General features: G+C 61.2%; 26 protein-coding genes. 16 read left to right on the plus strand and 10 right to left on the minus strand.

The features are described from left to right. Positions 1–21: 21 nt before the first annotated feature. Positions 22–1,020, minus strand: a complete 999-nt coding sequence (locus FHR23_RS14710; protein ID WP_246359925.1) for an NAD(P)H-quinone oxidoreductase — start codon at positions 1,018–1,020, stop codon at positions 22–24. Positions 1,021–1,098: 78 nt separating this feature from the next. Between FHR23_RS14710 and FHR23_RS14715 the strand changes: the two genes are divergently transcribed. The 5 genes from FHR23_RS14715 to FHR23_RS14735 all read left to right on the plus strand — a co-directional run bounded on the left by FHR23_RS14715 (position 1,099) and on the right by FHR23_RS14735 (position 7,549). After that, positions 1,099–1,296, plus strand: a complete 198-nt coding sequence (locus FHR23_RS14715) for a DUF1192 domain-containing protein (protein ID WP_184005512.1) — start codon at positions 1,099–1,101, stop codon at positions 1,294–1,296. A 139-nt stretch (positions 1,297–1,435) separates the two neighbouring features. Then, the gene (clpA, locus tag FHR23_RS14720) at positions 1,436–3,760 is read left to right on the plus strand and encodes an ATP-dependent Clp protease ATP-binding subunit ClpA (RefSeq protein ID WP_184005515.1); all 2,325 of its coding nucleotides are present in this window, start codon (positions 1,436–1,438) and stop codon (positions 3,758–3,760) included. 85 nt (positions 3,761–3,845) lie between these two features. Next, positions 3,846–5,540 carry a GGDEF domain-containing protein gene (locus tag FHR23_RS14725; RefSeq protein ID WP_246359926.1) on the plus strand — a complete coding sequence of 565 codons (1,695 nt, stop codon included), beginning with the start codon at positions 3,846–3,848 and terminating at the stop codon, positions 5,538–5,540. A gap of 70 nt (positions 5,541–5,610) precedes the next feature. Then, a complete protein-coding gene (locus FHR23_RS14730; protein ID WP_184005517.1) occupies positions 5,611–5,817 on the plus strand; it encodes a hypothetical protein in 207 nt (68 codons plus the stop codon). Positions 5,818–5,860: 43 nt separating this feature from the next. Continuing rightward, entirely contained in the window at positions 5,861–7,549 is a 1,689-nt protein-coding gene (locus tag FHR23_RS14735; protein ID WP_184005518.1) for a long-chain-fatty-acid--CoA ligase, read from the plus strand. Positions 7,550–7,609: 60 nt separating this feature from the next. On the opposite strand, the gene FHR23_RS14740 is transcribed toward FHR23_RS14735, so the two are convergent. The 3 genes from FHR23_RS14740 to FHR23_RS14750 form a co-directional block, all read right to left on the minus strand. Next, positions 7,610–8,185: a sel1 repeat family protein gene (locus FHR23_RS14740; RefSeq protein WP_184005520.1), complete on the minus strand. Its 576-nt coding sequence runs from the start codon at positions 8,183–8,185 to the stop codon at positions 7,610–7,612. A 230-nt stretch (positions 8,186–8,415) separates the two neighbouring features. Continuing rightward, the gene (locus tag FHR23_RS14745) at positions 8,416–8,598 is read right to left on the minus strand and encodes a hypothetical protein (RefSeq protein WP_184005673.1); all 183 of its coding nucleotides are present in this window, start codon (positions 8,596–8,598) and stop codon (positions 8,416–8,418) included. A 128-nt stretch (positions 8,599–8,726) separates the two neighbouring features. Then, on the minus strand, positions 8,727–10,091 hold the full coding sequence (locus tag FHR23_RS14750; RefSeq protein WP_184005522.1) for an NAD-dependent succinate-semialdehyde dehydrogenase: 1,365 nt from the start codon (positions 10,089–10,091) through the stop codon (positions 8,727–8,729). A gap of 92 nt (positions 10,092–10,183) precedes the next feature. Here FHR23_RS14750 and FHR23_RS14755 point away from each other — a divergent pair, with 92 nt between their 5' ends. The 7 genes from FHR23_RS14755 (at position 10,184) to ychF (ending at position 15,996) form a co-directional block, all read left to right on the plus strand. After that, on the plus strand, positions 10,184–10,429 hold the full coding sequence (locus tag FHR23_RS14755; protein ID WP_184005524.1) for an exodeoxyribonuclease VII small subunit: 246 nt from the start codon (positions 10,184–10,186) through the stop codon (positions 10,427–10,429). 16 nt (positions 10,430–10,445) lie between these two features. Next, complete coding sequence (locus FHR23_RS14760; RefSeq protein ID WP_425506378.1) at positions 10,446–11,336, plus strand: polyprenyl synthetase family protein; 891 nt, start codon at positions 10,446–10,448, stop codon at positions 11,334–11,336. 28 nt (positions 11,337–11,364) lie between these two features. Beyond that, positions 11,365–11,871, plus strand: coding sequence for a pantetheine-phosphate adenylyltransferase (gene coaD / locus FHR23_RS14765; protein WP_184005528.1), 507 nt, complete (start codon positions 11,365–11,367; stop codon positions 11,869–11,871). A 92-nt stretch (positions 11,872–11,963) separates the two neighbouring features. Then, positions 11,964–12,677 (plus strand): peptidylprolyl isomerase, encoded by a 714-nt coding sequence (locus tag FHR23_RS14770; protein WP_184005530.1) that lies wholly within the window; start codon positions 11,964–11,966, stop codon positions 12,675–12,677. 25 nt (positions 12,678–12,702) lie between these two features. Next, positions 12,703–13,728, plus strand: a complete 1,026-nt coding sequence (queA, locus tag FHR23_RS14775; RefSeq protein ID WP_184005532.1) for a tRNA preQ1(34) S-adenosylmethionine ribosyltransferase-isomerase QueA — start codon at positions 12,703–12,705, stop codon at positions 13,726–13,728. A gap of 120 nt (positions 13,729–13,848) precedes the next feature. Continuing rightward, on the plus strand, positions 13,849–14,796 hold the full coding sequence (locus FHR23_RS14780) for a cation diffusion facilitator family transporter (RefSeq protein WP_184005534.1): 948 nt from the start codon (positions 13,849–13,851) through the stop codon (positions 14,794–14,796). Between the two features lie 99 nt (positions 14,797–14,895). Continuing rightward, positions 14,896–15,996 (plus strand): redox-regulated ATPase YchF, encoded by a 1,101-nt coding sequence (ychF, locus tag FHR23_RS14785; RefSeq protein ID WP_184005536.1) that lies wholly within the window; start codon positions 14,896–14,898, stop codon positions 15,994–15,996. Between the two features lie 27 nt (positions 15,997–16,023). Here the strand turns inward: ychF and FHR23_RS14790 are convergent, their stop codons facing one another. Further along, complete coding sequence (locus FHR23_RS14790) at positions 16,024–16,908, minus strand: SDR family oxidoreductase (RefSeq protein WP_221227561.1); 885 nt, start codon at positions 16,906–16,908, stop codon at positions 16,024–16,026. A gap of 80 nt (positions 16,909–16,988) precedes the next feature. Between FHR23_RS14790 and FHR23_RS14795 the strand changes: the two genes are divergently transcribed. Next, a complete protein-coding gene (locus FHR23_RS14795; RefSeq protein WP_246359927.1) occupies positions 16,989–17,852 on the plus strand; it encodes a helix-turn-helix transcriptional regulator in 864 nt (287 codons plus the stop codon). Between the two features lie 56 nt (positions 17,853–17,908). Then, the gene (locus FHR23_RS14800) at positions 17,909–18,361 is read left to right on the plus strand and encodes a MaoC family dehydratase (protein ID WP_184005540.1); all 453 of its coding nucleotides are present in this window, start codon (positions 17,909–17,911) and stop codon (positions 18,359–18,361) included. 9 nt (positions 18,362–18,370) lie between these two features. Here FHR23_RS14800 and FHR23_RS14805 read toward each other — a convergent pair whose 3' ends face one another. The 5 genes from FHR23_RS14805 to petA all read right to left on the minus strand — a co-directional run bounded on the left by FHR23_RS14805 (position 18,371) and on the right by petA (position 22,599). Beyond that, positions 18,371–18,997 (minus strand): hypothetical protein, encoded by a 627-nt coding sequence (locus FHR23_RS14805; protein WP_184005542.1) that lies wholly within the window; start codon positions 18,995–18,997, stop codon positions 18,371–18,373. 152 nt (positions 18,998–19,149) lie between these two features. Next, positions 19,150–19,695 (minus strand): adenine phosphoribosyltransferase, encoded by a 546-nt coding sequence (locus FHR23_RS14810; RefSeq protein ID WP_184005544.1) that lies wholly within the window; start codon positions 19,693–19,695, stop codon positions 19,150–19,152. Between the two features lie 136 nt (positions 19,696–19,831). Then, positions 19,832–20,674 (minus strand): cytochrome c1, encoded by an 843-nt coding sequence (locus FHR23_RS14815; protein WP_184005546.1) that lies wholly within the window; start codon positions 20,672–20,674, stop codon positions 19,832–19,834. A gap of 12 nt (positions 20,675–20,686) precedes the next feature. Further along, positions 20,687–21,982 carry a cytochrome b gene (locus FHR23_RS14820; RefSeq protein ID WP_184005547.1) on the minus strand — a complete coding sequence of 432 codons (1,296 nt, stop codon included), beginning with the start codon at positions 21,980–21,982 and terminating at the stop codon, positions 20,687–20,689. A gap of 32 nt (positions 21,983–22,014) precedes the next feature. Further along, positions 22,015–22,599, minus strand: coding sequence for a ubiquinol-cytochrome c reductase iron-sulfur subunit (gene petA, locus FHR23_RS14825; RefSeq protein WP_184005549.1), 585 nt, complete (start codon positions 22,597–22,599; stop codon positions 22,015–22,017). Positions 22,600–22,794: 195 nt separating this feature from the next. Between petA and FHR23_RS14830 the strand changes: the two genes are divergently transcribed. Both FHR23_RS14830 and hemF read left to right on the plus strand, forming a co-directional pair. Then, positions 22,795–23,244, plus strand: coding sequence for a tRNA (cytidine(34)-2'-O)-methyltransferase (locus tag FHR23_RS14830; RefSeq protein ID WP_184005551.1), 450 nt, complete (start codon positions 22,795–22,797; stop codon positions 23,242–23,244). Next, a complete protein-coding gene (hemF, locus tag FHR23_RS14835; RefSeq protein WP_184005554.1) occupies positions 23,241–24,083 on the plus strand; it encodes an oxygen-dependent coproporphyrinogen oxidase in 843 nt (280 codons plus the stop codon). The genes FHR23_RS14830 and hemF overlap by 4 nt, the downstream gene beginning before the upstream one ends. The last annotated feature ends 3 nt before the right edge of the window (positions 24,084–24,086 follow it).

Below are 24,086 nucleotides of genomic sequence, written 5' to 3' on the forward strand. Positions count from 1 at the left end.
GTTAGGTTCGATTCAGCCCGTTCAGGCGACCGTGAGCACGATCTTGCCGATATGGTCGCCGCCGTCCATGCGGGCGTGTGCCTTTGCCGCTTCGGCCAGCGGGAAGGTGCAGTCGATCAACGGCTTCAGCTTCCCCTCGACGACATAGGGCCAGACCATGCGCGACAGTTCATCGGCAACCATCGATTTGAACCCGGTATCACGCGCGCGCAGCGTCGACCCGGTCAGGGTCAGGCGTTTTTGCATGACCTGAAAGATCGGGATGGTCGCCATCGCTCCGCCCTGCACGGCGATCGAGACATGACGGCCATCGGCCGCCAGGCATTTCAGGTTGCGCGGGACATAATCGCCGCCCACCATGTCGAGCACCACGGCAACGCCCTTGCCGTCCGTGATCGCGGCCACCGCCTCCACAAAATCCTGCGTCTTGTAATTGATCGCGTGATCCGCGCCGTGGCGCTTCGCTGCCGCCACTTTCTCGTCCGATCCGCAGGTGACGATAATGGTCAGGCCGAACAAATTTGCGAGCGTGATCGCCATGGTGCCGATGCCGCTGGTGCCCCCATGGACCAGCACCGTATCACCTTCACAAGCGAAACCGCGCTCGAAAAGGTTTGTCCACACGGTAAACAGCGTTTCCGGCAATGCCGCAGCCTCCACCATGGTCAGCGCGTCGGGAACGGGCAGGCACTGTCCGGCGGGTGCCGCGACATATTGGGCATAGCCGCCGCCCGCGACCAGCGCACAGACCGCCTGCCCCAGCATTTCGCGCTCGACGTTCTCGCCCAGCGCCACCACCTCGCCCGCCAGTTCCAGACCGGGGATCGACGGCGCGCCCGGCGGCGGTGGATACAGCCCCTTGCGCTGCATGACGTCGGGCCGGTTGACCCCGGCGGCGGCAACCCGGATCAGCACCTCGCCCGTCCCCGGCACCGGCACCGGTCGCTCCACCGGCCGCAGCACTTCCGGCCCGCCCGCTTCTGCCGGGTCGATTGCCTGCATCTGGTCGGGAAGAGTCATGGGCAGCGTACCTCAAAATCGCCAGCGATCGCACGCGCCTTATTGACAAGGGGCCGCCCAGCGTCAACGCTGTCGGTCATGGACGTCGATGAGAATCTTCCGCGCCGTCCGGGCGATCCGCTCGCCGACATCGCCCGGCAAGACCTCGACCCGCTGTCGGTTGACGAGTTGCACGCACGCATTGCCGTGCTGGAGGCGGAAATCGCCCGCGCCCGCAAAAAAATCGAATATGCCGTTAACCATCGCGCAAGTGCCGAGGCGCTATTCAAACGATGAGCGTGATTGCACCGGGAGGCGGGAATCACGCCCTTTCATCCCGGTGCGGGGCCGTCACGCTTGATGCCGGCCCGGATCGACCCGACATAAGGGGAAACGGGCCGCGTATTCGTCTGGCCCGACTGGAGTACTGACTGACATGCCTAGTTTTGCATCCGCCCTCGAAACCACACTGCACAAGGCGCTCGAAGCTGCCGCGTCGCGCCGTCACGAATATGCCACGCTGGAGCATCTGCTGCTCGCGCTGGTCGATGACGAACATGCGTCGAAGGTGATGAGCGCGTGCGGCGTCGATCTGGGCGAGCTGAAAACCACCGTTGCACATTATCTCGATACCGAACTCGACGCGCTGAAAGTGGATGCTGTAACCGATCCCTCCCCCACCAGCGGGTTTCAGCGGGTGGTGCAGCGCGCGATCCTGCATGTGCAATCTTCCGGTCGCGACGAAGTGACCGGCGCCAATGTGCTGGTCGCCCTGTTCTCCGAACGCGAAAGCTATGCCGTCTATTTCCTGCAGCAGCAGGATATGAGCCGCCTGGATGCGGTCAGCTATATCAGCCACGGTGTCGGCAAGGGCGGCACGCCCAGCGAAACGCGCGAGGTGAAGGGCGCGGAGGAAGAAAAGCCTTCCAAGTCCGACGGCAAGAAGGGTGAAAGCGCGCTCAAGCAATTCACCGTCGACCTGAATGAAAAGGCCAAAGCGGGCAAGGTCGATCCGCTGATCGGGCGCGGGCCGGAGGTCGATCGCACGGTGCAGATCCTGTGCCGCCGGTCGAAGAACAACCCGCTCTATGTCGGCGATCCCGGCGTCGGCAAGACCGCGATTGCCGAAGGGCTGGCGCGCAAGATCACCGAAGGCGATGTGCCCGAGGTGTTGAAAGAAGCCGTCATCTATTCGCTCGACATGGGGGCGCTGCTCGCTGGCACGCGCTATCGCGGCGATTTCGAGGAACGGCTGAAACAGGTCGTCAACGAGCTGGAAAAGCTGCCGCACGCAATTCTGTTCATTGACGAGATTCACACCGTCATCGGCGCTGGCGCGACCAGCGGCGGGGCGATGGATGCGTCAAACCTGCTCAAGCCTGCGCTGTCGGGCGGCACGATCCGTTGCATCGGCTCCACCACCTACAAGGAGTTCCGCAACCATTTCGAAAAGGACCGCGCCCTGCTCCGTCGATTCCAGAAAATCGACGTCAACGAACCTTCGGTTGAGGACACGATCAAGATCCTGACCGGCCTGCGCAGTGCGTTTCAGGATCACCACGACGTCAAATATACGCCCGATGCGATCAAGACGGCGGTGGAACTTTCGGCACGCTATATCAACGACCGCAAACTGCCCGACAAGGCGATCGACGTGATTGACGAAGTCGGCGCGATGCAGATGCTGGTGCCGCCCAGCCGCCGGAAGAAAACGATCACGCCAAAGGAAATCGAGGCGGTGATCGCGACGATGGCGCGCATCCCTCCGAAATCGGTGTCGGCCGACGATACGAAGGTACTGGGCAATCTGGAGACCGATCTGAAGCGCGTGGTGTTCGGGCAGGACAAGGCAATCGAGGTGCTGTCCAGCGCGATCAAGCTCAGCCGCGCGGGGCTTCGCGATCCCGACAAGCCGATCGGCAACTATCTCTTCTCCGGCCCGACCGGGGTCGGCAAGACGGAAGTGGCGCGCCAGCTTGCGGAAATCCTCGGCATTCCGCTCCAGCGTTTCGACATGAGCGAATATATGGAGCGTCATTCGGTCAGTCGGCTGATCGGTGCACCTCCGGGCTATGTCGGCTATGATCAGGGTGGCCTGCTGACCGATGCGGTCGATCAGAACCCGCATTCGGTGCTGCTGCTCGACGAGATCGAAAAAGCGCATCCCGACCTGTTCAACATCCTGTTGCAGGTGATGGATAACGGGAAGCTGACCGATCACCACGGCAAGACGGTCGATTTCCGCAACACGATCCTGATCATGACAACCAATGCCGGCGCGTCCGACATGGCCAAGGAATCGATCGGTTTCGGCAATATCAGCCGTGAGGATGTTCAGGAAGAAGCGGTGAAGAAGCTCTTCACCCCGGAATTCCGCAACCGCCTCGATGCGATCGTACCGTTCAGCTATCTGCCGACCGATGTGGTCGCGCGGGTGGTCGAGAAGTTCATCCTGCAACTCGAACTTCAGCTTGCCGACCGGGAGGTGCATATCCGCCTCGACGACGCGGCCAAGGGCTGGCTGACCGAACGCGGGTACGACAAGCTGTACGGTGCACGCCCGATGGGCCGCCTGATCCAGGAAAAGATCAAGCAGCCGCTGGCCGAGGAACTGCTGTTCGGCAAGCTGGTCCATGGCGGCGAGGTCAATGTGAAACTGAAGGACGAGGCGCTCGCCTTCGAGATTACCCCCGCCCCGCCGCGAAAGGCGAAAAAGAAACGCGGCGGCGGCAAGAAAACCGAACCCGCCAAGGCGAAATAGACAATCCGGGCCGGGGTAAATACTCCGGTCCTTTTTTATCGGCCATTTACCACTTTTTGGGGATCGCAAGCCTACAGCAATCGGCATGGAACCGTTCTTCCGGCCATGGCTGATGCTGTGCGTTGCCGCTTTTGCGGCAATGGCCGCTACCACCGCGCCTGCGCATGCGTCCGGCGGGGTTACCGGGGTGGCGGTTTCAACCTGCGTTCGCCCGGACGCAAAGGGCCTCACCGCACCTGCACTGTTTCGCAATCCGGGGGAATTCAATTGCTCTCGCAAGCAGATCGATTTCGGACGAGGCGATTACTGGGTACTTAGCGGCCCGCTCGACAAGATACCCGATCTGACCCGACGAACACGCGTTCGTATTGCCAGTGTGTGGCAGGATTCGATCACGCTCTACGCGCTTTATCCCGACGGTCGCATCCTGACGCTCCCACTGACCGAAAAGGATATTGGTCGCCATGTCCAGTTGGGAGCGATCGTCGAATGGAGGCTGCCGCATCATGCGCAGCCGCCGGTACGGCTCTTATGGCATGTGCGCGATTCCGCCAATTTGCGCGGGATCGTGATCAGTCCGCATCTGGCGCTGCCGCGTGAAAGCGTTCGCGCCAATCTGGAAATGGCGGCGATCTATGCGGCGTTCGGCGGTCTGGGCCTTGCGCTGCTGATCTACAACCTCGCCTTGTGGGAGGCATTGCGGCATCGTTTTCAGCTTGCTTATTGCGCAATGGTCGCCTCACTCAGCCTGTATGCGCTCAGTTCGTCGGGCGCACTCAACTGGCTCTTCCCCGACCTGCTCAATAACGACCGGATGCGAGTCAATTACGCCATGCTCGCCACGGCCACGCTGACTGCCATGCTGTTCGCCCGAACCTTTTTCGAACCGGAAGTGACGCGCGGCTGGACCGGTCGAATCGTAACCGCCGCCAGCGCCCTGCTGCTGACCACGGCATGCCTTTTCGTGCTGTTCGCCCCCTGGCACATTCAACTGTTCGACCGACTCTATAGCTGGTCCTTTTTTGGCATGCTGATTGCCATTGTCCCGATCATCGTCCGCGCTCGAAAACAGCGCAGCCCCTATTTGTGGCTGTTCGCACTTGCCTGGTCGGTACCGGTCGCATTCGCCTGCCTGCGTCTGGCAATGAACACGCTGTTCGTGCAGTGGAACTTCTGGGTCGACAATTCGACGATCCTGTCGATGAGCTTCGAAGCCATCATGTCCAGCGCCGCCATCGCCTATCGCATCCGCGTGCTGAGCAAGGAGCGGGATGAGGCGCGAACGCGGGAAATGGCGACCCGGATGCTGGCCGACACCGATCCGCTGACGGGGCTGCTCAATCGCCGCGCCTTCCTCAGCAGGATCATGCAAAGCGAAGGCAAACAGATGCTGCTGCTTGCCGATATCGACCATTTCAAACAGGTCAATGAAACGCTGGGTCATGACGGCGGGGATGAGGTACTGCGCCTGTTCGCGCGCGCCTTGCGCGATACCACGCCTGCCAATGCGCTGATCGCCAGGCTGGGCGGCGAAGAATTCGCGATTGTCGTTCCCTGTAACACGGGAATCGACCCGGACCGCCTCCTCGCCCGGTTACGCGCCGCGCGGATGCCCTTTGACATGACGGTCACGACCAGTATCGGCTGCTGTTCGGGACCGTTGATCGGGGAGACCGACTGGAAACGCCTCTACAGAATGGCAGACCGCGCACTCTTCGCGGCCAAGGCGGCAGGACGCGACCGGGTTCGCCATGCCGAACGCATTGCTGAAGCCGCATAAGCGCCGAAGCGGTATAAGGCTTGCCGACCCCCTACTCTGCCGATAGCATTCGCGCGCAAGGAGAGTGTGGATGCAGCCAAAACGCAAGCTCGCTATCGCAGCGGTTGCCGGCACTTTATTGATGCTCGGCATGGCGCATCCGCCGCACGCCGATATCCGCATCCTGACGCATGACCGGTCCGACTATCATCCGCAGCGTTTTCAGGCGGCGGTCGATCTGGGCGTCGCCGCTTTTTCGGTTCTGATCACATGGACCGCACGACACGCAAACCCCTGATCTTCGGTTGTCACAACCCCGACAGCTGCTTACATCTATGTCAATGAGAGATGCCGAAACTGCCTGGCGCAACGCCTATCAACACCCCGGTCCCTGGAACCGGACCTTCCCGCCCCTGTCGCTGGTCGACATGTTCGAACAGGCCGCACAACGGCGGGATCAGGCACCGTTGCTTGATTTTCTCGGTCGTAAATACAGCTATGCCGAAACGCTCGACGGGGCGCGGCGCGTTGCCTGCGGGTTAAAGGATATGGGCTATGGGGCAGGCGATCGAATCGGCCTGTTCCTGCCCAATGTGCCGCATTATGTCGCCGCCTATTACGGCATCCTGATGCTGGGCGCGACGGTGGTGAATTTCTCGCCGCTCTACACGGCCGAGGAACTGGCGCATCAGGTTGCGGATTCGGGCACGCGCGTGTTGTTCACCATTTCCGCCACCGCCCTGTTGCCGACCGCGCTCAAAGTGCTCGACGACAGCGCGCTCGAACGGCTGGTGGTCGGGTCGGTCGCGGGCGCGCTGCCGCCGACGAAATCGCTGTTCTATCGCCTGTTTCGCGGCAGTGAGGTCGCAAAGCGCCCCCATGATGATCGCATCACTGCCTTTTCCGCACTGATCGACAATGACGGCGGCTGCACAAAGGCCGATATCGATGCCACGAGTCATGTCGCGCTGATCCAGTATACCGGCGGCACTACCGGCAGCCCGAAAGGCGCGTTGCTGACGCATCAGAACATGTCGTCGGCCGCACGCATGTCGGCCGCACTCGATCCGAAGCTGGGCGAAGTCGAGGACCGCATCCTCGGCGTCCTGCCGCTATTCCATGTGTTCGCCAATACCTGCGTGCTCAACCGCACCGTGGCAACGGGTGGGGAGATCGTGATGCTGCCGCGCTTCGACGCCGCGCAGGTGCTGGCGACGCTGGACCGGACACAGGCGAACGCCCTGCCCGGCGTGCCGACCATGTATCAGGCACTGCTCGACCATCCGAAAACCGCGCAGACCGACTTTTCCTCGCTACGCGTCTGCATTTCCGGTGGCGCCCCGCTGGCCGCCGAACTGAAAGCACGGTTCGAAACCGTAACCGGCGCGAAACTGGTCGAAGGATACGGCCTGTCGGAAACCTCTGGCGTGGCAAGTTGCAATCCCTATGAGGGGCTGAACAAGTCCGGTACCATCGGTCAGCCGATGCAGGGCACGCGGATCGCGCTGGTCGATAAGGAAGACCCGAACAGCCCCCCGCCCGACGGCGAGCCGGGAGAGATCGTGGTCAATGGTCCCCAGATCATGAAGGGGTACTGGAACCGGCCCGATGCCGATGCCGGAGTCTTTATCGACGACGCACAGGGACAACGCTGGCTGCGCACCGGCGATGTCGGCACCATCGACGATGACGGCTATATCCGCATTGTCGACAGGCTGAAGGACATGATCGCGGTCAGCGGGTTCAAGGTATTCCCGAGCGAGGTGGAAACCGTGCTCTATCGCCACCCGGCGGTGAAGGAAGCGCTGGTGATCGGCGTACCCGACACCTATCGCGGCGAAAGCCCGCGCGCCTATGTCACGCTCAACAAGGATGCGACGGCGACGGAGGAAGAACTGCGCGACTGGCTCAACGGCCAGTTGGGCAAGCACGAACGCGTCGATCAGGTGGTCATCCGCAAGGAACTGCCGAAAACGCTGGTCGGAAAACTCGACCGCAAGGCATTGCGCATAGAAGCCGGGATCGCGTGAGCATTGCGCCCATAAGAGGACAATTCAGGTGGCTATGCGATGCCGCTAGTTTTTACTCTTTCATCGGCTGATCTTGTTCTGACTATCTTCTCCGGCGTCGAAATTCTCCTCAAGCGCTGCTTGGACAGCAAGAATGATTCCTTTTGGAATCCGAAACAGGCCGAACTTTCCACGCATCATGCAACTGGCCAAAACCATGCGTGCCGCTGGATGGCCGCGTCTGGCGGCAGTCCGCAACATCGGGAAAATCGTCCGGTACGTTTCCTTACTCTTCGACCTTCGATGCCGATACCAGGCCTGCCAGAAAATCGCGGGCGTCCAGTCCTGATTTACCCCTATTTGCAGGATTGCCTCGCAAGCCCCATGATCTTCGCGCGCATATGCTGATCTTGCGCATTTCAACATCGCAATCTGCGATCCGCCGGCAAAGGCACGCTTGAACCATTGCTCCGCTTCGCCAGAATTTTGCGGAACACCGCGTCCGGATTGGTAGCACCGACCCACCTCGATCATTGACCAAACCGAACCGAGTTCGGCCAGATCAAACCAAATTCTAATGGCAGACGTAAAATTTTCTGCTTCGTAAAACGCAAATGCCTGGCGAATGCGCTCCATGTCCGGCTCGCGTTGGGCCATTTCCTCATGATTAGCGTGATTTCGATCCCATTCCGACGACCTGCGCCATGTAATATCCGTAGGACTCTGTCCGCCGTGGTCAGCAACAAATTCCTCGAGCCATTTTCGGGTAAGGTTCGTGTAGGGCGTTATCAACGTTGGGGTTTTCCAAAACGGGGCCGACCCCAGCTACCATATCAACGCCCGGCATTCATGGGCAGATCGTAAAATAGCCCGGTCGTAACCACTCATTACTGCTTATCGGCACGCAAATCCGGTATCCGTGACAATTTGGTCAGCAGGATCGGAATATCGTCGGTGATGAAGGTATCGCGCGGCAGTTCATATCCCTTGCGTAATGCACGACGCATCTGCTCGTGACGCTCCCCTGTCGGATGTGCGCCGCGTTCCCGTAACTCGAACTCTGTACTCATAACCCACCCACTCACGCCCGCCCTCTCCTGCGGGCGGCGACTGCGTAGTAAAAGGCTGACGAGCGGGTTCGTTCCGCCGGATCGGACAAAAACCGCCCGGCAGATGCTCCGGTACGCCAACTGGTGTTTCAGTCGTTCAGCAGCACCGATTTCAGGTTCATGAATTCGTGCATCCCCCACGGCCCCAGTTCGCGACCATGGCCGGACAGCTTCACCCCGCCGAAGGGCGCTTCGGGGGTGGAGGCAAGCATCTGATTCACCGCCGTCATGCCCGCCGCGATGTCACGCTCGAACCGCTCCTGTTCCGCCGCGTCCTTCGTCCAGACGCTGGAGCCGAGGCCATAGGGGATGTCGTTCGCCAGTGCGATTGCCGCGTCGATATCGGGCACCTTAAACAGCATCGCGACGGGACCGAAAATTTCCTCCTTCGCAATATCGCTTTCCGGCGGCACATCGGTCAGCACGCCCGCGCTCATATAGGCGCCAGGCTTGTCCAGCTTCGCGCCACCGCATAGCAGGGTTGCGCCCGCCTGCTTCGCACGTTCGATCTGGTCCAGCACCGTATCGCGCTGCTCAAAGCTCGACAGCGGCCCCATATCCGTTTCGTCATGCATCGGGTCATCGGCCTTGACCGCCTTCATCCCCGCCACGAACTTTTCGGCGAAAGCGTCATATATATCCGCATGGACGATCATCCGCTTGCCGCAGATGCATGACTGGCCGGTATTCTGAATCCGCGCGGTGACCGCCTGCTTCGCCGCTTCGTCGATATCGGCCGAGGGCATCACGATGAACGGGTCCGATCCGCCCAGTTCCAGCACCACCTTTTTCAGCGCCCGGCCCGCGGCTTCCGCAACCTTCTGACCCGCGCCCTCGCTGCCGGTCAGCGTCACCGCCGCCACGCGCCGGTCGGCGATGATGTCCGCCACCTTGCCCGATTTGACCGGCAGGTTCTGGAACAGCCCCTCGGGCGCGCCGCCCTTCAGCACCATATCCTCGATCGCAGCGCCGACGCCCTGCGTGATCGAGGCATGTTTGAGCAGGCCGACATTACCCGCCATGATCGCAGGCGCCAGAAAGCGCACCACCTGCCAATAAGGGAAATTCCACGGCATCACCGCCAGCACCGGACCGATCGGCAACCAGCGCCCGATCGCCCTGCCCTTCGCCACCTGCACCTCGAAGGATTCCAGAAATTCCGGGCCGTGTTCGGCATAATGACGAAAAGCGGCAACGCATTTTTCGACTTCTGCGACCGCACTTTTCAGCGTCTTGCCCATTTCGCGTGTAGCGATTTCCGCCAGCCGGTGCTTGTTGCCCTCAAAAGCATCGCCGATATGCGACAGCAGCGCTGTGCGATCCTCCAGCGTGCTGATCCGCCATTGCCGCCACATCGCATCGGCACGCGCCAGCGCACTTTCGACTGCGGCATCGTCCATCTCCGCAATCTCATCGAGCTTCTGTCCGGTGGCGGGATTGACGTTCTGAAACATGCTCTTCCTTTCGGCCTCTTGGATCCCAACCATAACGCCGCCACATCAACAGGAGTTGCAATCCCCATGGCAGCCGGGCCATAGCATCCCTTATGAGCGAGGAACGCGACGTTTCGGAATATTCGTTTGAGGAAGCCCTGAAGGAACTCGAACGCATTGTCGGCAGGCTGGAAAGCGGGGAGGCTGAATTGCAGGAAGCAATCGACCTTTACGAACGCGGCGACCGGCTGCGGCGGCAATGCGCCGCGCGTCTGGATGCGGCACAGGCGCGGATCGAGGCCATCCGCACCGATGCCGCCGGCAATCCGCAGGGCACGGCCCCTTTCGATGCAGGATGATCCGGGTATGAGCGGCATGTCCATGGCGCTGGTGCGCGCATTGAAGGATGTGGCCGCCGACATCGATGCCCGCTTCGACCGCGCCCTGACCCTGCCTGAAGACCCGCGCGCCGACCTGTTCAAAGCCATGCGTCATGCCGCAATCGGCGGCGGCAAACGGCTGCGTCCATTGCTGGTGTCGGCTAGTGCGCGCATGTTCAACGTCAATGCCGAGAGCATTGGCCGGGCGGGCCTCGCGCTCGAATGCATCCATGTCTATTCGCTGATCCACGACGATCTGCCGGCGATGGACGATGACGATATGCGTCGCGGCAAACCGACGGTGCACAAGGTTTTCGATGAAGCGACCGCGATCCTTGCCGGGGACAGCCTGCTCGCGCTTGCGTTCGAAGTGCTGGCCAATCCGGCAACCCATGCCGATCCTTCGGTGCGCGCCGACCTGGTACTGGCGCTTGCCGCCGCCGCCGGACCGCATGGCATGGCTGGCGGGCAGATGCTGGATCTGGAAGCCGAGCGCACGACGCTGGACCTTCCCGCCATCACCCGGCTCCAGGCGCTGAAAACCGGCGCGTTGATCGGCTGCGCGGTCGAATTCGGTGCAATTCTGGGCCGTATCCCGCCGGAAGGGCGCGTGGGGCTACGCGGCTATGCCCATGATATCGGTCTCGCCTTTCAGATCGCCGACGACATTCTCGACGTCGAGGGCGACGAAGAACTGATGGGCAAAAAGCTGCGCAAGGACGAAGCGGCAGGCAAGGAAACCTTCCTGACCCTGATGGGGCTGGAACGCGCACGCGAACAGGCGCGCCTGCTGGTCGATCAGGCGATAGAGCATCTGCATGACTTCGGTGAACGGGCTGACCTGCTGCGCGACATTGCCCGCTTCACGCTCGAACGGAAGAATTGAGCCGCCCGCTCATGAATGGGGGACGATCATGACGATACGCACCGGCGTCTATCCCGGCACTTTCGATCCCATTACCCTGGGCCATATGGATATTATCCGGCGTGGGGCAAAACTGGTCGACCGGCTGGTGATCGGCGTCACTACCAACCCATCCAAATCGCCGATGTTCTCCGTCGAGGAACGCATGGCGATGGTCCGGCGGGAGGTGGCGGATATCGGCAGTGAAATACATGTCGTCAGCTTCGATGCGCTGCTGATGGACTTTGCCGAACAGGAAGGCGCTTCCGTCATCATTCGCGGTCTGCGTGCGGTCGCCGACTTCGAATATGAATATCAGATGGCGGGCATGAACCAGCAGCTTAACAACCGTATCGAGACGGTATTCCTGATGGCCGACGTCGCGTTGCAGCCGATCGCCAGCCGCCTGGTCAAGGAAATCGCCCGATTCGACGGCGACATCTCAAAGTTCGTCAGCCCCGCGGTTTGCACCGAGGTCGCAGAGCGTGTGGCACTGAATCGTCAAAAGAAAGGCTGATTGCGGTTCTTCCGTCCGGTATTCACGTTGGCGTCAGCCGTGGAATGGTTTAAGCCACGCGCACAAAGTTCAAGAGCGGGTTCTATATTATCATGCGTTTGATTGCGTTTTTGCTGGCGGTTTTCGCCGCTGTGGGCATCACTGCGGCACCGGCATCGGCCCAGATGTTCAAGACCGATAACAACAAGAATGCGCCGAAACCGACCGATAAGGATGATCTGTGGATCCTCGACCTGTCGACCGGCGGGCGCGTGACCATCCTGCTGCGCCCCGATGTCGCGCCGAAGATGGTGGCACGCGTGAAGAAGCTGACCCGCGAACATTTCTATGACGGCACGATCTTTCACCGCGTGATGGATCAGCCGTTGCCGATCGCCCAGGGCGGCGATCCGACGGGTACCGGCACCGGCGGCTCAAAGCTTCCCGACGTGCCCGCGGAGTTCAACTATCTGCCGCATGTACGCGGCGCGGTTTCCGCAGCGCGCGCGCAGGACAAGAACAGCGCCAACAGTCAGTTCTTCATCCTGTTTCAGCCTGCGCTTGAACTCGACAAGAAATATACCGTGTTCGGCCGCGTGATCAGCGGCATGCAGTGGGTAGACAAAATCCATCGAGGCCAGCCGCCGGCAGATCCCAGCCGCATCCTGCACGCCTATATCGGTTCGGATAATCCCCCACCCTATCAGCCCGCACCTGCGGTGACCCCGGCCAACAATCCGGACGCCAATATCGTCCTGCCCGGTATTGCCCCCGCAAAGAAGCAGCCTGCTGATTCCTCGTCCGAGCCGAAACCTTCTCAGCAATAAGCACTACCCAGACGGAGCAGGGCGCGTGCGCGTCGACGATTTCGATTTCGATTTGCCGCCGGAACGCATCGCCCTGCGTCCGGCGGTTCCGCGTGATTCGGCGCGGCTGTTACGGGTCGGCGCGGACGGACTTTCCGACGCCATTGTCAGCGACCTGCCGAAGTTGCTCCGGCGCGGCGACTGCCTGATCTTCAACGACACCCGCGTCATTCCTGCCCAGCTTCAAGGCAAGCGCGGTGACGCCACCATCGGTGCCACCCTGCACAAACGCGAAGGTCCGCGTCGCTGGCGCGCCTTTATCCGCAACGCCAAACGGCTGCGCGACGGCGACAATATCGATTTCGGCAATGGCGTCGAAGCGATGGCTGGCGATCGCGCGGAAGACGGCAGCTTCGCACTGACTTTTGCAGGCGAAGATCCGGTCGAATTACTGCTGGAGCGTGCAGGGCATATGCCACTGCCGCCCTATATCGCGTCGAAGCGGCCGACCGACGAACGCGACGCCGACGATTACCAGACGATGTTTGCGCGCGAGGCCGGAGCCGTAGCCGCCCCCACCGCCGCGCTGCACTTCACGCCGGACCTGATCGCGGCGCTCGACGCGGCGGGCATCGAACGTGCCACGCTGACACTGCATGTCGGCGCGGGAACGTTCCTGCCGGTGAAGGCGAACGACACCGCCGACCACAAGATGCACTCCGAATGGGGCCGGATCGACGCGGATACCGCCGCACGATTGAACTCCATCCGCGCAAAGGGCGGTCGCCTGATCGCGGTCGGCACCACCAGCCTGCGCCTGATCGAAAGCGCGGCTGCTGAAGACGGCACCGTGCAGCCGTTTGAGGGCGACACCGACATCTTCATCACGCCGGGCTATCGCTTTCGCGCGATCGAGGGATTGATGACCAATTTCCACCTGCCGCGCTCAACCCTGTTCATGCTGGTATCGGCGCTGATGGGGCTGGAACGGATGCAGGCCGCCTATGCGCATGCCATTGCGCACGGCTATCGCTTCTACAGCTATGGCGATTCCAGCCTGCTGCTGCCCTGAGCCGTATCACCGGACATCAGAACCGGTTGTTGCGCGCACCACACGCCGTGAATAGAATCAGCATGCTGCATTGCATCACGTCCTAGTATCACCTGCCCCGTCGCCTCTATGGCATTCGTCATGAGTGCGAATCACGCCGGACATCACCACCATCACGCCCATGGCGGGCACAGCCACGGGCATCATCATGCGCCCGCTGATTTCGGCCGCGCCTTTGCCATCGGCGTACTGCTCAACACGGCCTTTGTCCTTGTCGAAGGGGCGGCCGGGCTATGGGTCAATTCGGTCGCACTGCTCGCCGATGCCGGGCATAATCTTTCCGATATTCTGGGACTGCTGATCGCCTGGGGCGGGGCCGAACTTTCCAAGCGCCCTCCGTCCAAACGCTTCACCTATGGCCTGCGCGGGTCGTCGATTCTGGCGGCACTGGGCAACTCCCTGCTGCTGCTGGTCGCGGTCGGTGCCATTCTGGCCGAAGCGATCAAGCGGCTTGCCGACCCGCCCCCCGTTGCCGGGCAGACGGTGATGATCGTCGCCGCCATCGGTATCGTCATCAACGGGCTGACCGCCTGGCTTTTCGCATCGGGGCGCAAGGGCGACATCAATGTCCGCGGCGCGTTTCTGCACATGGCCGCCGATGCGGCGGTTTCGGCGGGCGTGGTCGTCGCGGGCGGAATTATCCTGTGGACGCGCGCGGAATGGATCGACCCCGTGGTCAGCCTGCTGATCGTCGCCGTGATCCTGTGGAGCACCTGGGGATTGCTGCGCGATTCGCTCGGCATGGCGTTGCAGGCGGTGCCGCCGGGTATCGACCATGACAAGGTTGCCGCCGCGCTCACCGCGCTTCCCGGTGTCGCCCATATCCACGACCTGCATATCTGGCCGATGAGTACCACCGAATCGGCGCTCACCGCGCATCTGGTGATGCCGGGCGGGCATCCCGGCGACATGTTCCTCATCGACCTGCAACACCGGCTGATGCACGATTTCGGCATCGGCCACACCACGGTCCAGATCGAGCTGTCGGTCGATTCCGATTGCCATTTGCAGCAAGTCGATACGGTCTAAGGCCCTCCCTGTCTCTTCCATTGGCGGTGAAAGCCAGCTAATCGGGCGCCACGCGCGCGCAAACGCGCACGGTTTTCATTCTTGCATACGGGAAAATTCATGGGTTTCCGCTGCGGCATCGTCGGCCTTCCCAATGTCGGCAAGTCCACGCTCTTTAACGCGCTCACCGAAACCGCCGCGGCGCAGGCGGCCAACTATCCCTTCTGCACGATCGAGCCGAATGTCGGGCAGGTCGCGGTTCCCGATCCGCGCCTCGACAAGCTGGCGGAAATTGCCGGGTCAGCGAAGAAGATCGAAACCCAGCTTGCGTTCGTCGACATTGCCGGGCTGGTGCGCGGCGCGTCGAAGGGCGAAGGGCTGGGCAACCAGTTTCTCGGCAATATCCGGGAGGTGGATGCGATCGTCCACGTCCTGCGCTGTTTCGAAAATGACGATATTCAGCATGTCGATAATCATGTCGATCCGATTGCCGATGCGGAGACGGTCGAAACCGAGCTGATGCTCTCCGACCTGGAAAGCCTGGAAAAGCGCGTGCCCAATTTCGTGAAGAAGGGGCAGCAGGGCGACAAGGAAGCGAAGATCGCCGCCAGCGTGCTGGGACAGGCACTCGACCTGCTGCGCGAGGGCAAGCCCGCGCGGCTGACCGAGCCGAAGGATGTCGAGGAAGCGAAGGTTCTGGAACAGGCGCAGTTGCTGACCGCCAAGCCCGTTCTTTATGTCTGCAACGTCAATGAGGACGAGGCGGCCGAGGGCAACGTCTATTCCGCGCGCGTGTTCGAAAAAGCAAAGGCCGAAGGCGCGGAGGCTGTCGTCGTCTCCGCCGCGATCGAGGCCGAAATTGCCACCATGCCCCCGGAGGAGCGCGGCGAGTTCCTGGCCGAACTCGGACTGGAAGAAACCGGCCTCGCCCGTGTGATCCGCGCGGGGTACAAGCTGCTCCACCTGCTCACCTTCTTCACCGTCGGACCGAAAGAGGCCCGCGCATGGACGGTCGAAGACGGTGCCAAGGCGCCACAGGCGGCGGGTGAAATCCACACCGATTTCGAACGCGGCTTCATTCGCGCCGAAACCATCGCCTATGCCGACTATGTCGCATTCGGCGGCGAGAGCGGCGCGCGCGAGGCGGGCAAGCTTCGCCAGGAAGGCAAGGAATATCTGGTGCAGGACGGCGACGTGATGCTGTTCCGCTTCAACGTCTGACCATCCCGCACCGCCAAGTCGCCCCGATCAGGCCGTCCAGATTTTCGCCGTTTCCAGATCGGCCATAACCCCTTCTTCGCGCGGCTCCCATCCGAGCAGAGCACGGGTATGGGCGCTCGACGTCGCCATATCGAGCTGAATAAAGGTTGCCAGCCAGCCGAAATGCGCCTGCGCTTCTTCCGCAGAGATCGACACCACAGGAACGCCGAGTTTACGGCCGAATAGTTCGGCAAGCGTTTTCGTGGGGATGGCCTCTTCCGCTACGGCGTGAAACGGCCCGCCCTCGGCACCGCGTTCGATCGCCAGACGATAGACCCGCGCCGCATCGGCACGATGCACGGAGCACCAGCAATTGCCGCCGTCACCGATATAGGCCGATTTTCCGCTCTGCCGGGCGACATCGATAAACATATTGATGAACCCGAACCGCATTCCGTCGCCATGGACCTGCGGCAACCGCAGCGACGATACGCGAAGCCCTTCTGCCGCCAGCTCCAGTGCGAGTTTGTCGCTCTGGCGCGGGAACCCGGCTATCGGCTTGTCGCTTTCCAGTCCCAGCCGCCCCGATTTTTCCAGCGCCGTCCCGCCGGTGACGAGCATCGGTTTTTCACTGCCGCGCAGCACCTCGGCCATCGCGTTAATTGCCGCCGCGTCGATGGCGCAACTTTCCTCGAACTTCGAAAAATCATGGACGAAGGCCGTGTGGATGACTGCATCCGCGCTCTCTACACCTCGGCGCAGACTGTCCAGATCGGTCAGTTCGCCGCGCAGTACGGTTGCGCCTGCCTGTTCGACCTTGGCTGCCGAATCGTCGGAACGCGCAAGGCCGGTAACCTGATGGCCGTTGGCGATCAGTTCGTCGACAACCGCAGAGCCGACAAAACCACTCGCGCCGGTAACAAAAATTCGCATGGGATCACTCCATTTTTGGGTTGCGATCTCCATCTGGCGGTTCGATTATCCGGTTAAAGTAGAGACATTATACAGGTATAATGATTAACTGGATCATGGCTTCCTCTTCCGACCCAAATCCATTGGGCGATTATCTGAAAGATCGTCGCGCCCGGCTGGACCCCGCCGTTTTCGGCCTGCCCGCTTCGCGCCGTCGCACGCCGGGGCTGCGACGCGAGGAGGTCGCACAGCGCGCGCATATCAGCACCACCTGGTACACCTGGCTGGAACAGGGGCGCGGCGGGGCACCGTCCGCAGATACGCTGAACCGCATCGCCCGCGCGCTGATGCTTACCGATGTCGAACGCGAACATCTGTTTCTGCTTGCGCTGGGTCGTCTGCCCGAAAGGCGCTATCGGGAAAGTGAAGGCGTAACGCCGCGCCTGCAGCGCGTTCTGGACGCCATGTCCTATTGTCCCGCGATCATCAAAACGGCGGGCTGGGATGTCGTGGCATGGAACCGGGCGGCGGCTGCCGTGCTGACCGACTATGGCAAGCTGCCACCCGATCAGCGGAACATCCTGCGTCTCATCTTCTGCGATCCGCGTGTCCGCGCACATCAGTTCGACTGGGAAAGCGTGGCACGGGGCGTGGTCGGCGCGTTTCGAGTCGATACGCTGCGCGCCGGCGCCAGCGAAAAAGTGGCGCCTCTGGTCGAAGAACTATGCCGCACAAGTCCGGAATTTGCCGCGCTATGGCAGGAGCATGACCTGCTCCATCATCATGGCGAAGGAACGAAGCGCATTCGCCATCCCGAACTGGGAACCGTCACTATCGAATTTTCGACCTTTGCTGTGGACGGTCGCCCTGACCTGGGGATGCTGGTCTATAATCCTGCGACGCCCGAAGACGCGGAGAAGCTGCGGACGATCATGGAAGAAACGCCGGACATGCCTGCACGGTAAGGGCTTACAAGACGATAGGGCTTGCCATCCCAGCCGGGCTGTCCGACAGCTGGGCCATGCGCTATTTTGAAGATATCGAAGTCGGCGAAACCCGCCATTTCGGCAGCTATCCCGTCAGTCGCGACGAAGTGCTCGACTTTGCGTGCAAATATGATGCCCAACCCTTTCACCTGTCGGATGAAGCGGCCGCAAAAACGCATTTCGGACGCATGTCGGCCAGCGGCTGGCATAGCTGCGCAATGACGATGGCAATGATCGTCGAAAATATGAAATCCGCCGATGAGGCCAGTCTGGGCGCGGCGGGAATCGACGAGCTTCGCTGGCTGAAGCCCGTCTATCCCGGCGACACGCTACGCTGCGAAACGCAGGTGCTGGAAAAGCGCGCATCGCGCAGGCGCCCGGAAATGGGTAGCGTGCGCACGCAAATGACCGTCTATAATCAGGACGATGTGGCGGTACTGCGCTTCATTTCGCTCGGACTTATTCGACGTAAACCTGCCGACAACTGATTGCGTCGGTCAGTGGGAACGGTGATGTCCGTCGCGCCCACCACGTCCGCGCTCGCCGCCACGACCGCGCTCGCCCGAAGCTCTTGGCTGCGTTCCTCTGTCGCCACGTGACCAGTTCTGGCGTTGCTGGTTATCATAGCGGTATTGTTGCGGCTGATCGCGTTGCCGGTCACCGCGCTGATATTGCGGCTGCCGCTGATCACCCCGCCGATATTGCGGTCGGTCACCGGATTGCCGGTTCCGGTCGAACCCGCGCCAGTGATCGTTCATCTGATCGCGGTTGCCGCGCCACGACTGACGACGCTGTTCCCAATAACGCCGTTGCGTATTATTCCAGCGATAGGGGCGACGATATTGATCGTACACATAGATGCCGCTGCCGGGATAATAATAATTCCCGTACCAGCCCCAGTAAGGATAATAGCCATATTGGGAATAATAGCCGTTATCATAATAACCGTCATAGTAGCCATCGTCGTAATAGCCACCATCATAATAGCCGGGGCCGTAATAGCCGCCCGAACCATAGCCGACCGACACCCCGCCATAGCCATAACCGTCATCATAGGCGCAGGCCGAAAGGCCCAGCCCCAGAACGGCGGCGATTGCAAGATTCCTGACGATACGCATGCGCATAGAAACTCTCCCGTCCATGTCGCACCGAACTGGCCGAAGGCTCGGGCTGATAGAGTAAATATAATGCTATAACGTCAGCCGAAAAGTACCGGTTCCCAAATCGGGACAAAGCGCGACCTTCGGTTTCGCGCCTGACTTCAACAGGGCTGTTTTCAGTCGCCTTCGAACGCGACCAGCGATGTCACCGAGATATTGTCCTGGCGCAGCGCAGCGGCACCGCCCAGATCGGGCAGGTCGATCACGAACGCGGCCTGTCGCACGGTCGCGCCGGCCTTGCGCAACAACCGTACCGCCGCACGCGCAGTGCCGCCCGTTGCGATCAGGTCGTCGACCAGCAGGACATTGGCACCCGGCGCGCAGGCATCCGCATGAATAGTGATCCGGTCGGTGCCATATTCCAGCGCATAGTCTTCGGCGATGGTGGCACCGGGCAGCTTGCCGTCCTTGCGGATCAGCAGCACGCCCGCACCCAGGGCGAGCGCCAGCGCCGGTGCAAACACAAACCCGCGCGCCTCGATACCCGCGACCAGATCGACCGGCCCTTCGACTTGTTCCAGCATCCGTTCGACAGTCAGCGACAGTCCCTCGCCGTCGAGCAACAGCGTGGTGATGTCGCGAAACTGAATGCCCGGTTTCGGAAAGTCGGGAATCGTGCGGATACGCCGCCGGATATCCTCATTCGCCGCAATCGTCGCCATGGCCGCAACCTGTCCTGTGTGAGGTGAGGCGTACTGCGCCTCCCGATAAGAGACCAAGCGCATAGCGTGCCCGCGACGACAGGTGCAAGCCCCGGCATTGTTCCCCTCCCCTTGCTGGGAGGGAGGGGAACCAGCCTCAGTGTTTTATATCGCGCCAGATGTTTTTATACGCGCCGAACGCCAGCCCGATAAAGATCAGCAGGAAGATCACGGCGGCGACACCGGCACGGTGCCGTGCTTCCAGCTTCGGTTCGGCGGCCCAGACCAGAAACGCCGCCACATCCTTCGACATCTGATCGATGGTGGGACGCGTGCCGTCCATATACTGCACCTGTCCCTCTTTCGTCAGCGGCGGCGGCATCGCGATGTTCAGATTGGCGAAATACGGATTGAAATGCAGGCCGTCGGGCACCTTGAAATCCGGGAATTCCTTCATCAACGACTTGCCGTCCTTGGTGAACGTCTTCGGGTTGCGATAACCGGTAATCAGCGCGTGGATATAGGCCGCCCCGCCTTCTCGCGCCTTGGCGATCATCGACAGATCGGGCGGGCTTCCCTGCCCCGGATAATAGACGATCGGGAAGGTGTCGGCGGGCACGCCGGGCCGGGTGTCACGATCGCCCGTTTTAGGATCGAAGGTCGGCACCTGATACTCGGCGGCGATCGTCTTTACCTGCCCCTCGCTATAGCCGATATCCTCCAGATTGCGGAACGCGACATGCTTCAGCGAATGGCAGGCGGAGCAGACTTCCTTATAGACCTGAAACCCGCGCTGAAGCTGGCGGTCGTTGAACTTGCCGAACGGCCCGTCCGATTCGAGATGCAGCGGTGTCGGGTGGACGTGAAACGCCTCATCGACCGTTTCCTGCGGCGGGTTGCTCACCAGCCCGCTGACCGTACCGACCAGCGCGATCACCAACATGACGACAAAGGCGGCGCCGATGAAATAATTCAGATTGCGCAAAAACAGCGAACCCATATCCTCGCCTCCTTATTCGGCCGGAACGGCAGCGCCGTCCCGCGTTGCGCCATGACCGTCATGCTTCGCCAGCACCGCTTCGGTGATCGAATTGGGCAGCGGGCGAGTCTTCTCGATCCGCGAAATGATCGGCACGATGATCAGGAAGTGCGCAAAATAATAGGCCGCCGTGATCTGTCCTAGTATCAGGAATTTGGGCGTCGCTTCCGAGCCGCCGACATAGCCGAGCAGCAGCACGTCAACCACCAGCACCCAGAAGGCGATGCGATAGGCCGGGCGATATTTCGCCGAGCGCACCGGCGACCGGTCCAGCCAGGGCAGGAAGAACAGGATCAGGATCGACCCGAACATCGCCAGCACGCCCCACAGCTTCGCAGGCAGGATGAAATCCGCCGTAAAGGATCGCAGGATCGCGTAGAACGGCCAGAAATACCATTCGGGAACGATATGCGCGGGCGTCGATAGCGGGTTGGCCGGAATATAATTGTCCGGATGGCCCAGCATGTTCGGCGCGAAGAACACCAGCAGCGCGAAGATCAGGAAGAACACGCCCATGCCCCAACCGTCCTTGGCCGTGTAATAGGGGTGGAACGGCACGGTATCCTGCTCGCCCTTCACGTCCACGCCTTCGGGATTGTTCGATCCGGGAATGTGCAGCGCCCAGATATGCAGGATGATGACACCTGCAATTACGAACGGCAGCAGATAGTGGAGCGAGAAAAAGCGGTTGAGCGCGGCGTTATCCGGCGCGTAGCCGCCGAGCAGCCAGATGCGGATATTTTCTCCCACCAGCGGGATAGCGGAGAAGAAACCGGTGATGACCTGCGCGCCCCAGAAGCTCATCTGCCCCCAGGGCAGGACGTAGCCCATGAAGGCGGTCGCCATCATCAGCAGGAAGATCACCACGCCGAGCAGCCACACCATTTCGCGCGGCGGCTTGTACGATCCGTAATACAGGCCGCGGAAGATGTGGATATAGACGACGATGAAGAACATCGACGCGCCGTTGGCGTGTGCGTACCGCAGGAACCAGCCGCCATTGACGTCGCGCATGATGTGTTCGACCGAATCGAACGCCACCGCGCCGTTCGCCGCATAATGCATAGCGAGGACGACGCCGGTGATGATCTGCACCGCCAGCGCAGCACCGGCAAGCACGCCGAAATTCCACCAGTAATTCAGGTTGCGCGGAACCGGATATCCGCCACCGATCGCGCCATAGACCAGTCGCGGCAGCGGCAGGCGATTATCGACCCACTGCATGACCGGGTGTTTCGGCTCGTACTGCTTAGCCCAGGGAAAGCTCATTCTCTTTCACCCCCTCCTGCTTTTCTTTTTATTCAGCCCACCTTGACCTTTGTGTCCGACAGGAAGGCATATTCCGGTACGAACAGGTTCTTCGGGGCCGGCCCCTGCCGAATGCGTGCGGCGGTGTCATATTCCGATCCGTGGCACGGGCAGAAATAGCCGCCATACGGACCGCGATATTCGCCCTCGCCTGCGCCCAGCGGCACACAACCCAGATGGGTGCACACGCCCAGCGTGATCAGCCAGTTCTTATGCCCCGGCTTGGTGCGTTCCTCCAGCGTCTGGGGGTCGCGCAGCACGCTCAGCGGCACCGCATCGGCTTCGGCGATTTCCTTTTGCGTCAGATTGCGTACGAACAGCGGCTGTTTGCGGAAACTGGTCTTGATCGCCTGTCCGGGCTGGATCGATGTCAGATCGACCTCGGTCGACGACAGCGCCAGCACATCGGCCGACGGATTCATCTGATTGATCAGCGGCAACGCGATGACGCCCGCGCCGACCCCTGCAAACGCCACTGCGCCGATCGCCAGATAGTCGCGGCGCCGGGGATCCTCTACGGTATCCTCGAACGGCTCCGGTGATTCTCCGGGTGGTACAGCATTATCGACTGTTGCCATGCATCAACCCCTGTTTATTCGTGCGCGTCGCGAGCCTTTCCCCAAAAGGCTGCAAGTAAACATCGCTTGCGCCGACCTGCCCTGTTATTTTTTCGGCAGCGTTTCGGTTGATAACCATCCCGGCACCTCTTTGCCAACAGCATTTTTCTGCAATCGCTTGTTGAAACGCTGTTTCGGACGCTATGGCGACGCATAATGCGCATCGCTTTGTTCCAGCCCGACATCGCCGGGAATGTCGGCACCGTCATTCGTCTCGGTGCCTGCACCAATGTGCCGGTCGATTTGATCGAGCCGATGGGATTCGCCTATTCGGATCGCGCGCTGGCCCGCGCGGGCATGGATTATGCCGATCAGGCGCAGGTGACGCGCCATGCCGACTGGGACGCGTTTCTGGCTACCCGGACCGGGCGCCTGATCCTGTTCACCACCCATGCGGATACCGGGCTCTATCACTTTGATTTCGAATCGCAGGATACCTTGCTGTTCGGATCGGAGGGCAGCGGCGCGCCGGATTTCGTCCACGATCGTGCCGACTCGCGGCTTCGTATTCCGCTAGCACCCGGTATGCGATCCTTGAATCTGGCGGTTTCAGCGGGCATCGCGCTGGGCGAAGCGCTTCGACAGACCGGAGGATGGCCCGCATGATCGAACTCGACGACCAGCAACAGCGCGCGCGCGACTGGTTCGAACAGTTGCGCGACGATATCTGCGCCGCATTCGAAGAGATTGAGCGCGAGGCGGGATCGGACGCCGCCTTCACCTATACGCCCTGGGATCGCACCGATCCTTCCGGCGAACCGGGCGGCGGCGGCGTGCGCGGCGTGATGAAGGGGCAGGTGTTCGAAAAAGTCGGCGTCAACGTCTCCACCGTCGGCGGCACGTTCGAAGGCGACTTCGCCAGGACGATCCACGGCGCGGATGCCGACCCCCGCTTTTTCGCCACCGGCATCAGCCTCGTCGCGCATATGGCCAATCCGCATGTGCCCGCCGTGCATATGAACACGCGTTTTCTGGTGACGACGAAACGCTGGTTCGGCGGTGGTGCCGACCTCAACCCGCCAATTCCCTATGCAGAAGATACCGAGGCGTTTCACGCGCGGTTGAAACAGGCGTGCGACGCGCATGATCCGGCCCATTATCCGAAGTTCAAACAATGGGCGGACGATTATTTCTACATCCCCCATCGCAAGGTGCATCGCGGCGTCGGCGGCATTTTCTACGATCATCTGGAGGGCGATTTCGACACCAATTTCGCGTTTACGCAGGATGTCGGCCGCGCCTTTCTCGGCATTTTCCCGGCCATTGTACGCCATCGTCGCAACACGCCCTTTTCCAACGCGGACAAGGCGCGCCAGCTTGCATGGCGCGGGCGGTATGCCGAGTTTAATCTGGTCTATGATCGCGGCACGCTGTTCGGGTTGAAAACCGGCGGCAATATCGACGCAATTCTGATGAGCCTGCCGCCGCTTGCCGCATGGGACTGATAC

This window comes from Stakelama sediminis (assembly GCF_014199335.1).
GTDB lineage: Bacteria > Pseudomonadota > Alphaproteobacteria > Sphingomonadales > Sphingomonadaceae > Sphingomonas > Sphingomonas sediminis.

Bases quoted from the DNA above. Each gene is read 5' to 3' on its own strand.
- FHR23_RS14805 (WP_184005542.1), bottom strand. From the start codon at position 18,997: ATGCGCATGCGTATCGTCAGGAATCTTGCAATCGCCGCCGTTCTGGGG.
- hemF (WP_184005554.1), top strand. From the start codon at position 23,241: ATGATCGAACTCGACGACCAGCAACAGCGCGCGCGCGACTGGTTCGAA.
- FHR23_RS14715 (WP_184005512.1), top strand. From the start codon at position 1,099: ATGGACGTCGATGAGAATCTTCCGCGCCGTCCGGGCGATCCGCTCGCC.
- FHR23_RS14730 (WP_184005517.1), top strand. From the start codon at position 5,611: ATGCAGCCAAAACGCAAGCTCGCTATCGCAGCGGTTGCCGGCACTTTA.
- FHR23_RS14815 (WP_184005546.1), bottom strand. From the start codon at position 20,674: ATGGGTTCGCTGTTTTTGCGCAATCTGAATTATTTCATCGGCGCCGCC.
- FHR23_RS14810 (WP_184005544.1), bottom strand. From the start codon at position 19,695: ATGGCGACGATTGCGGCGAATGAGGATATCCGGCGGCGTATCCGCACG.
- FHR23_RS14710 (WP_246359925.1), bottom strand. From the start codon at position 1,020: ATGACTCTTCCCGACCAGATGCAGGCAATCGACCCGGCAGAAGCGGGC.
- FHR23_RS14745 (WP_184005673.1), bottom strand. From the start codon at position 8,598: ATGAGTACAGAGTTCGAGTTACGGGAACGCGGCGCACATCCGACAGGG.
- FHR23_RS14830 (WP_184005551.1), top strand. From the start codon at position 22,795: ATGCGCATCGCTTTGTTCCAGCCCGACATCGCCGGGAATGTCGGCACC.
- FHR23_RS14770 (WP_184005530.1), top strand. From the start codon at position 11,964: ATGCGTTTGATTGCGTTTTTGCTGGCGGTTTTCGCCGCTGTGGGCATC.
- FHR23_RS14755 (WP_184005524.1), top strand. From the start codon at position 10,184: ATGAGCGAGGAACGCGACGTTTCGGAATATTCGTTTGAGGAAGCCCTG.
- clpA (WP_184005515.1), top strand. From the start codon at position 1,436: ATGCCTAGTTTTGCATCCGCCCTCGAAACCACACTGCACAAGGCGCTC.
- FHR23_RS14800 (WP_184005540.1), top strand. From the start codon at position 17,909: ATGCGCTATTTTGAAGATATCGAAGTCGGCGAAACCCGCCATTTCGGC.
- petA (WP_184005549.1), bottom strand. From the start codon at position 22,599: ATGGCAACAGTCGATAATGCTGTACCACCCGGAGAATCACCGGAGCCG.
- FHR23_RS14790 (WP_221227561.1), bottom strand. From the start codon at position 16,908: ATGCGAATTTTTGTTACCGGCGCGAGTGGTTTTGTCGGCTCTGCGGTT.
- FHR23_RS14820 (WP_184005547.1), bottom strand. From the start codon at position 21,982: ATGAGCTTTCCCTGGGCTAAGCAGTACGAGCCGAAACACCCGGTCATG.
- FHR23_RS14795 (WP_246359927.1), top strand. From the start codon at position 16,989: ATGATTAACTGGATCATGGCTTCCTCTTCCGACCCAAATCCATTGGGC.
- FHR23_RS14735 (WP_184005518.1), top strand. From the start codon at position 5,861: ATGAGAGATGCCGAAACTGCCTGGCGCAACGCCTATCAACACCCCGGT.
- FHR23_RS14725 (WP_246359926.1), top strand. From the start codon at position 3,846: ATGGAACCGTTCTTCCGGCCATGGCTGATGCTGTGCGTTGCCGCTTTT.
- ychF (WP_184005536.1), top strand. From the start codon at position 14,896: ATGGGTTTCCGCTGCGGCATCGTCGGCCTTCCCAATGTCGGCAAGTCC.
- FHR23_RS14740 (WP_184005520.1), bottom strand. From the start codon at position 8,185: ATGGCCCAACGCGAGCCGGACATGGAGCGCATTCGCCAGGCATTTGCG.
- FHR23_RS14760 (WP_425506378.1), top strand. From the start codon at position 10,446: ATGTCCATGGCGCTGGTGCGCGCATTGAAGGATGTGGCCGCCGACATC.
- FHR23_RS14750 (WP_184005522.1), bottom strand. From the start codon at position 10,091: ATGTTTCAGAACGTCAATCCCGCCACCGGACAGAAGCTCGATGAGATT.
- FHR23_RS14780 (WP_184005534.1), top strand. From the start codon at position 13,849: ATGAGTGCGAATCACGCCGGACATCACCACCATCACGCCCATGGCGGG.
- coaD (WP_184005528.1), top strand. From the start codon at position 11,365: ATGACGATACGCACCGGCGTCTATCCCGGCACTTTCGATCCCATTACC.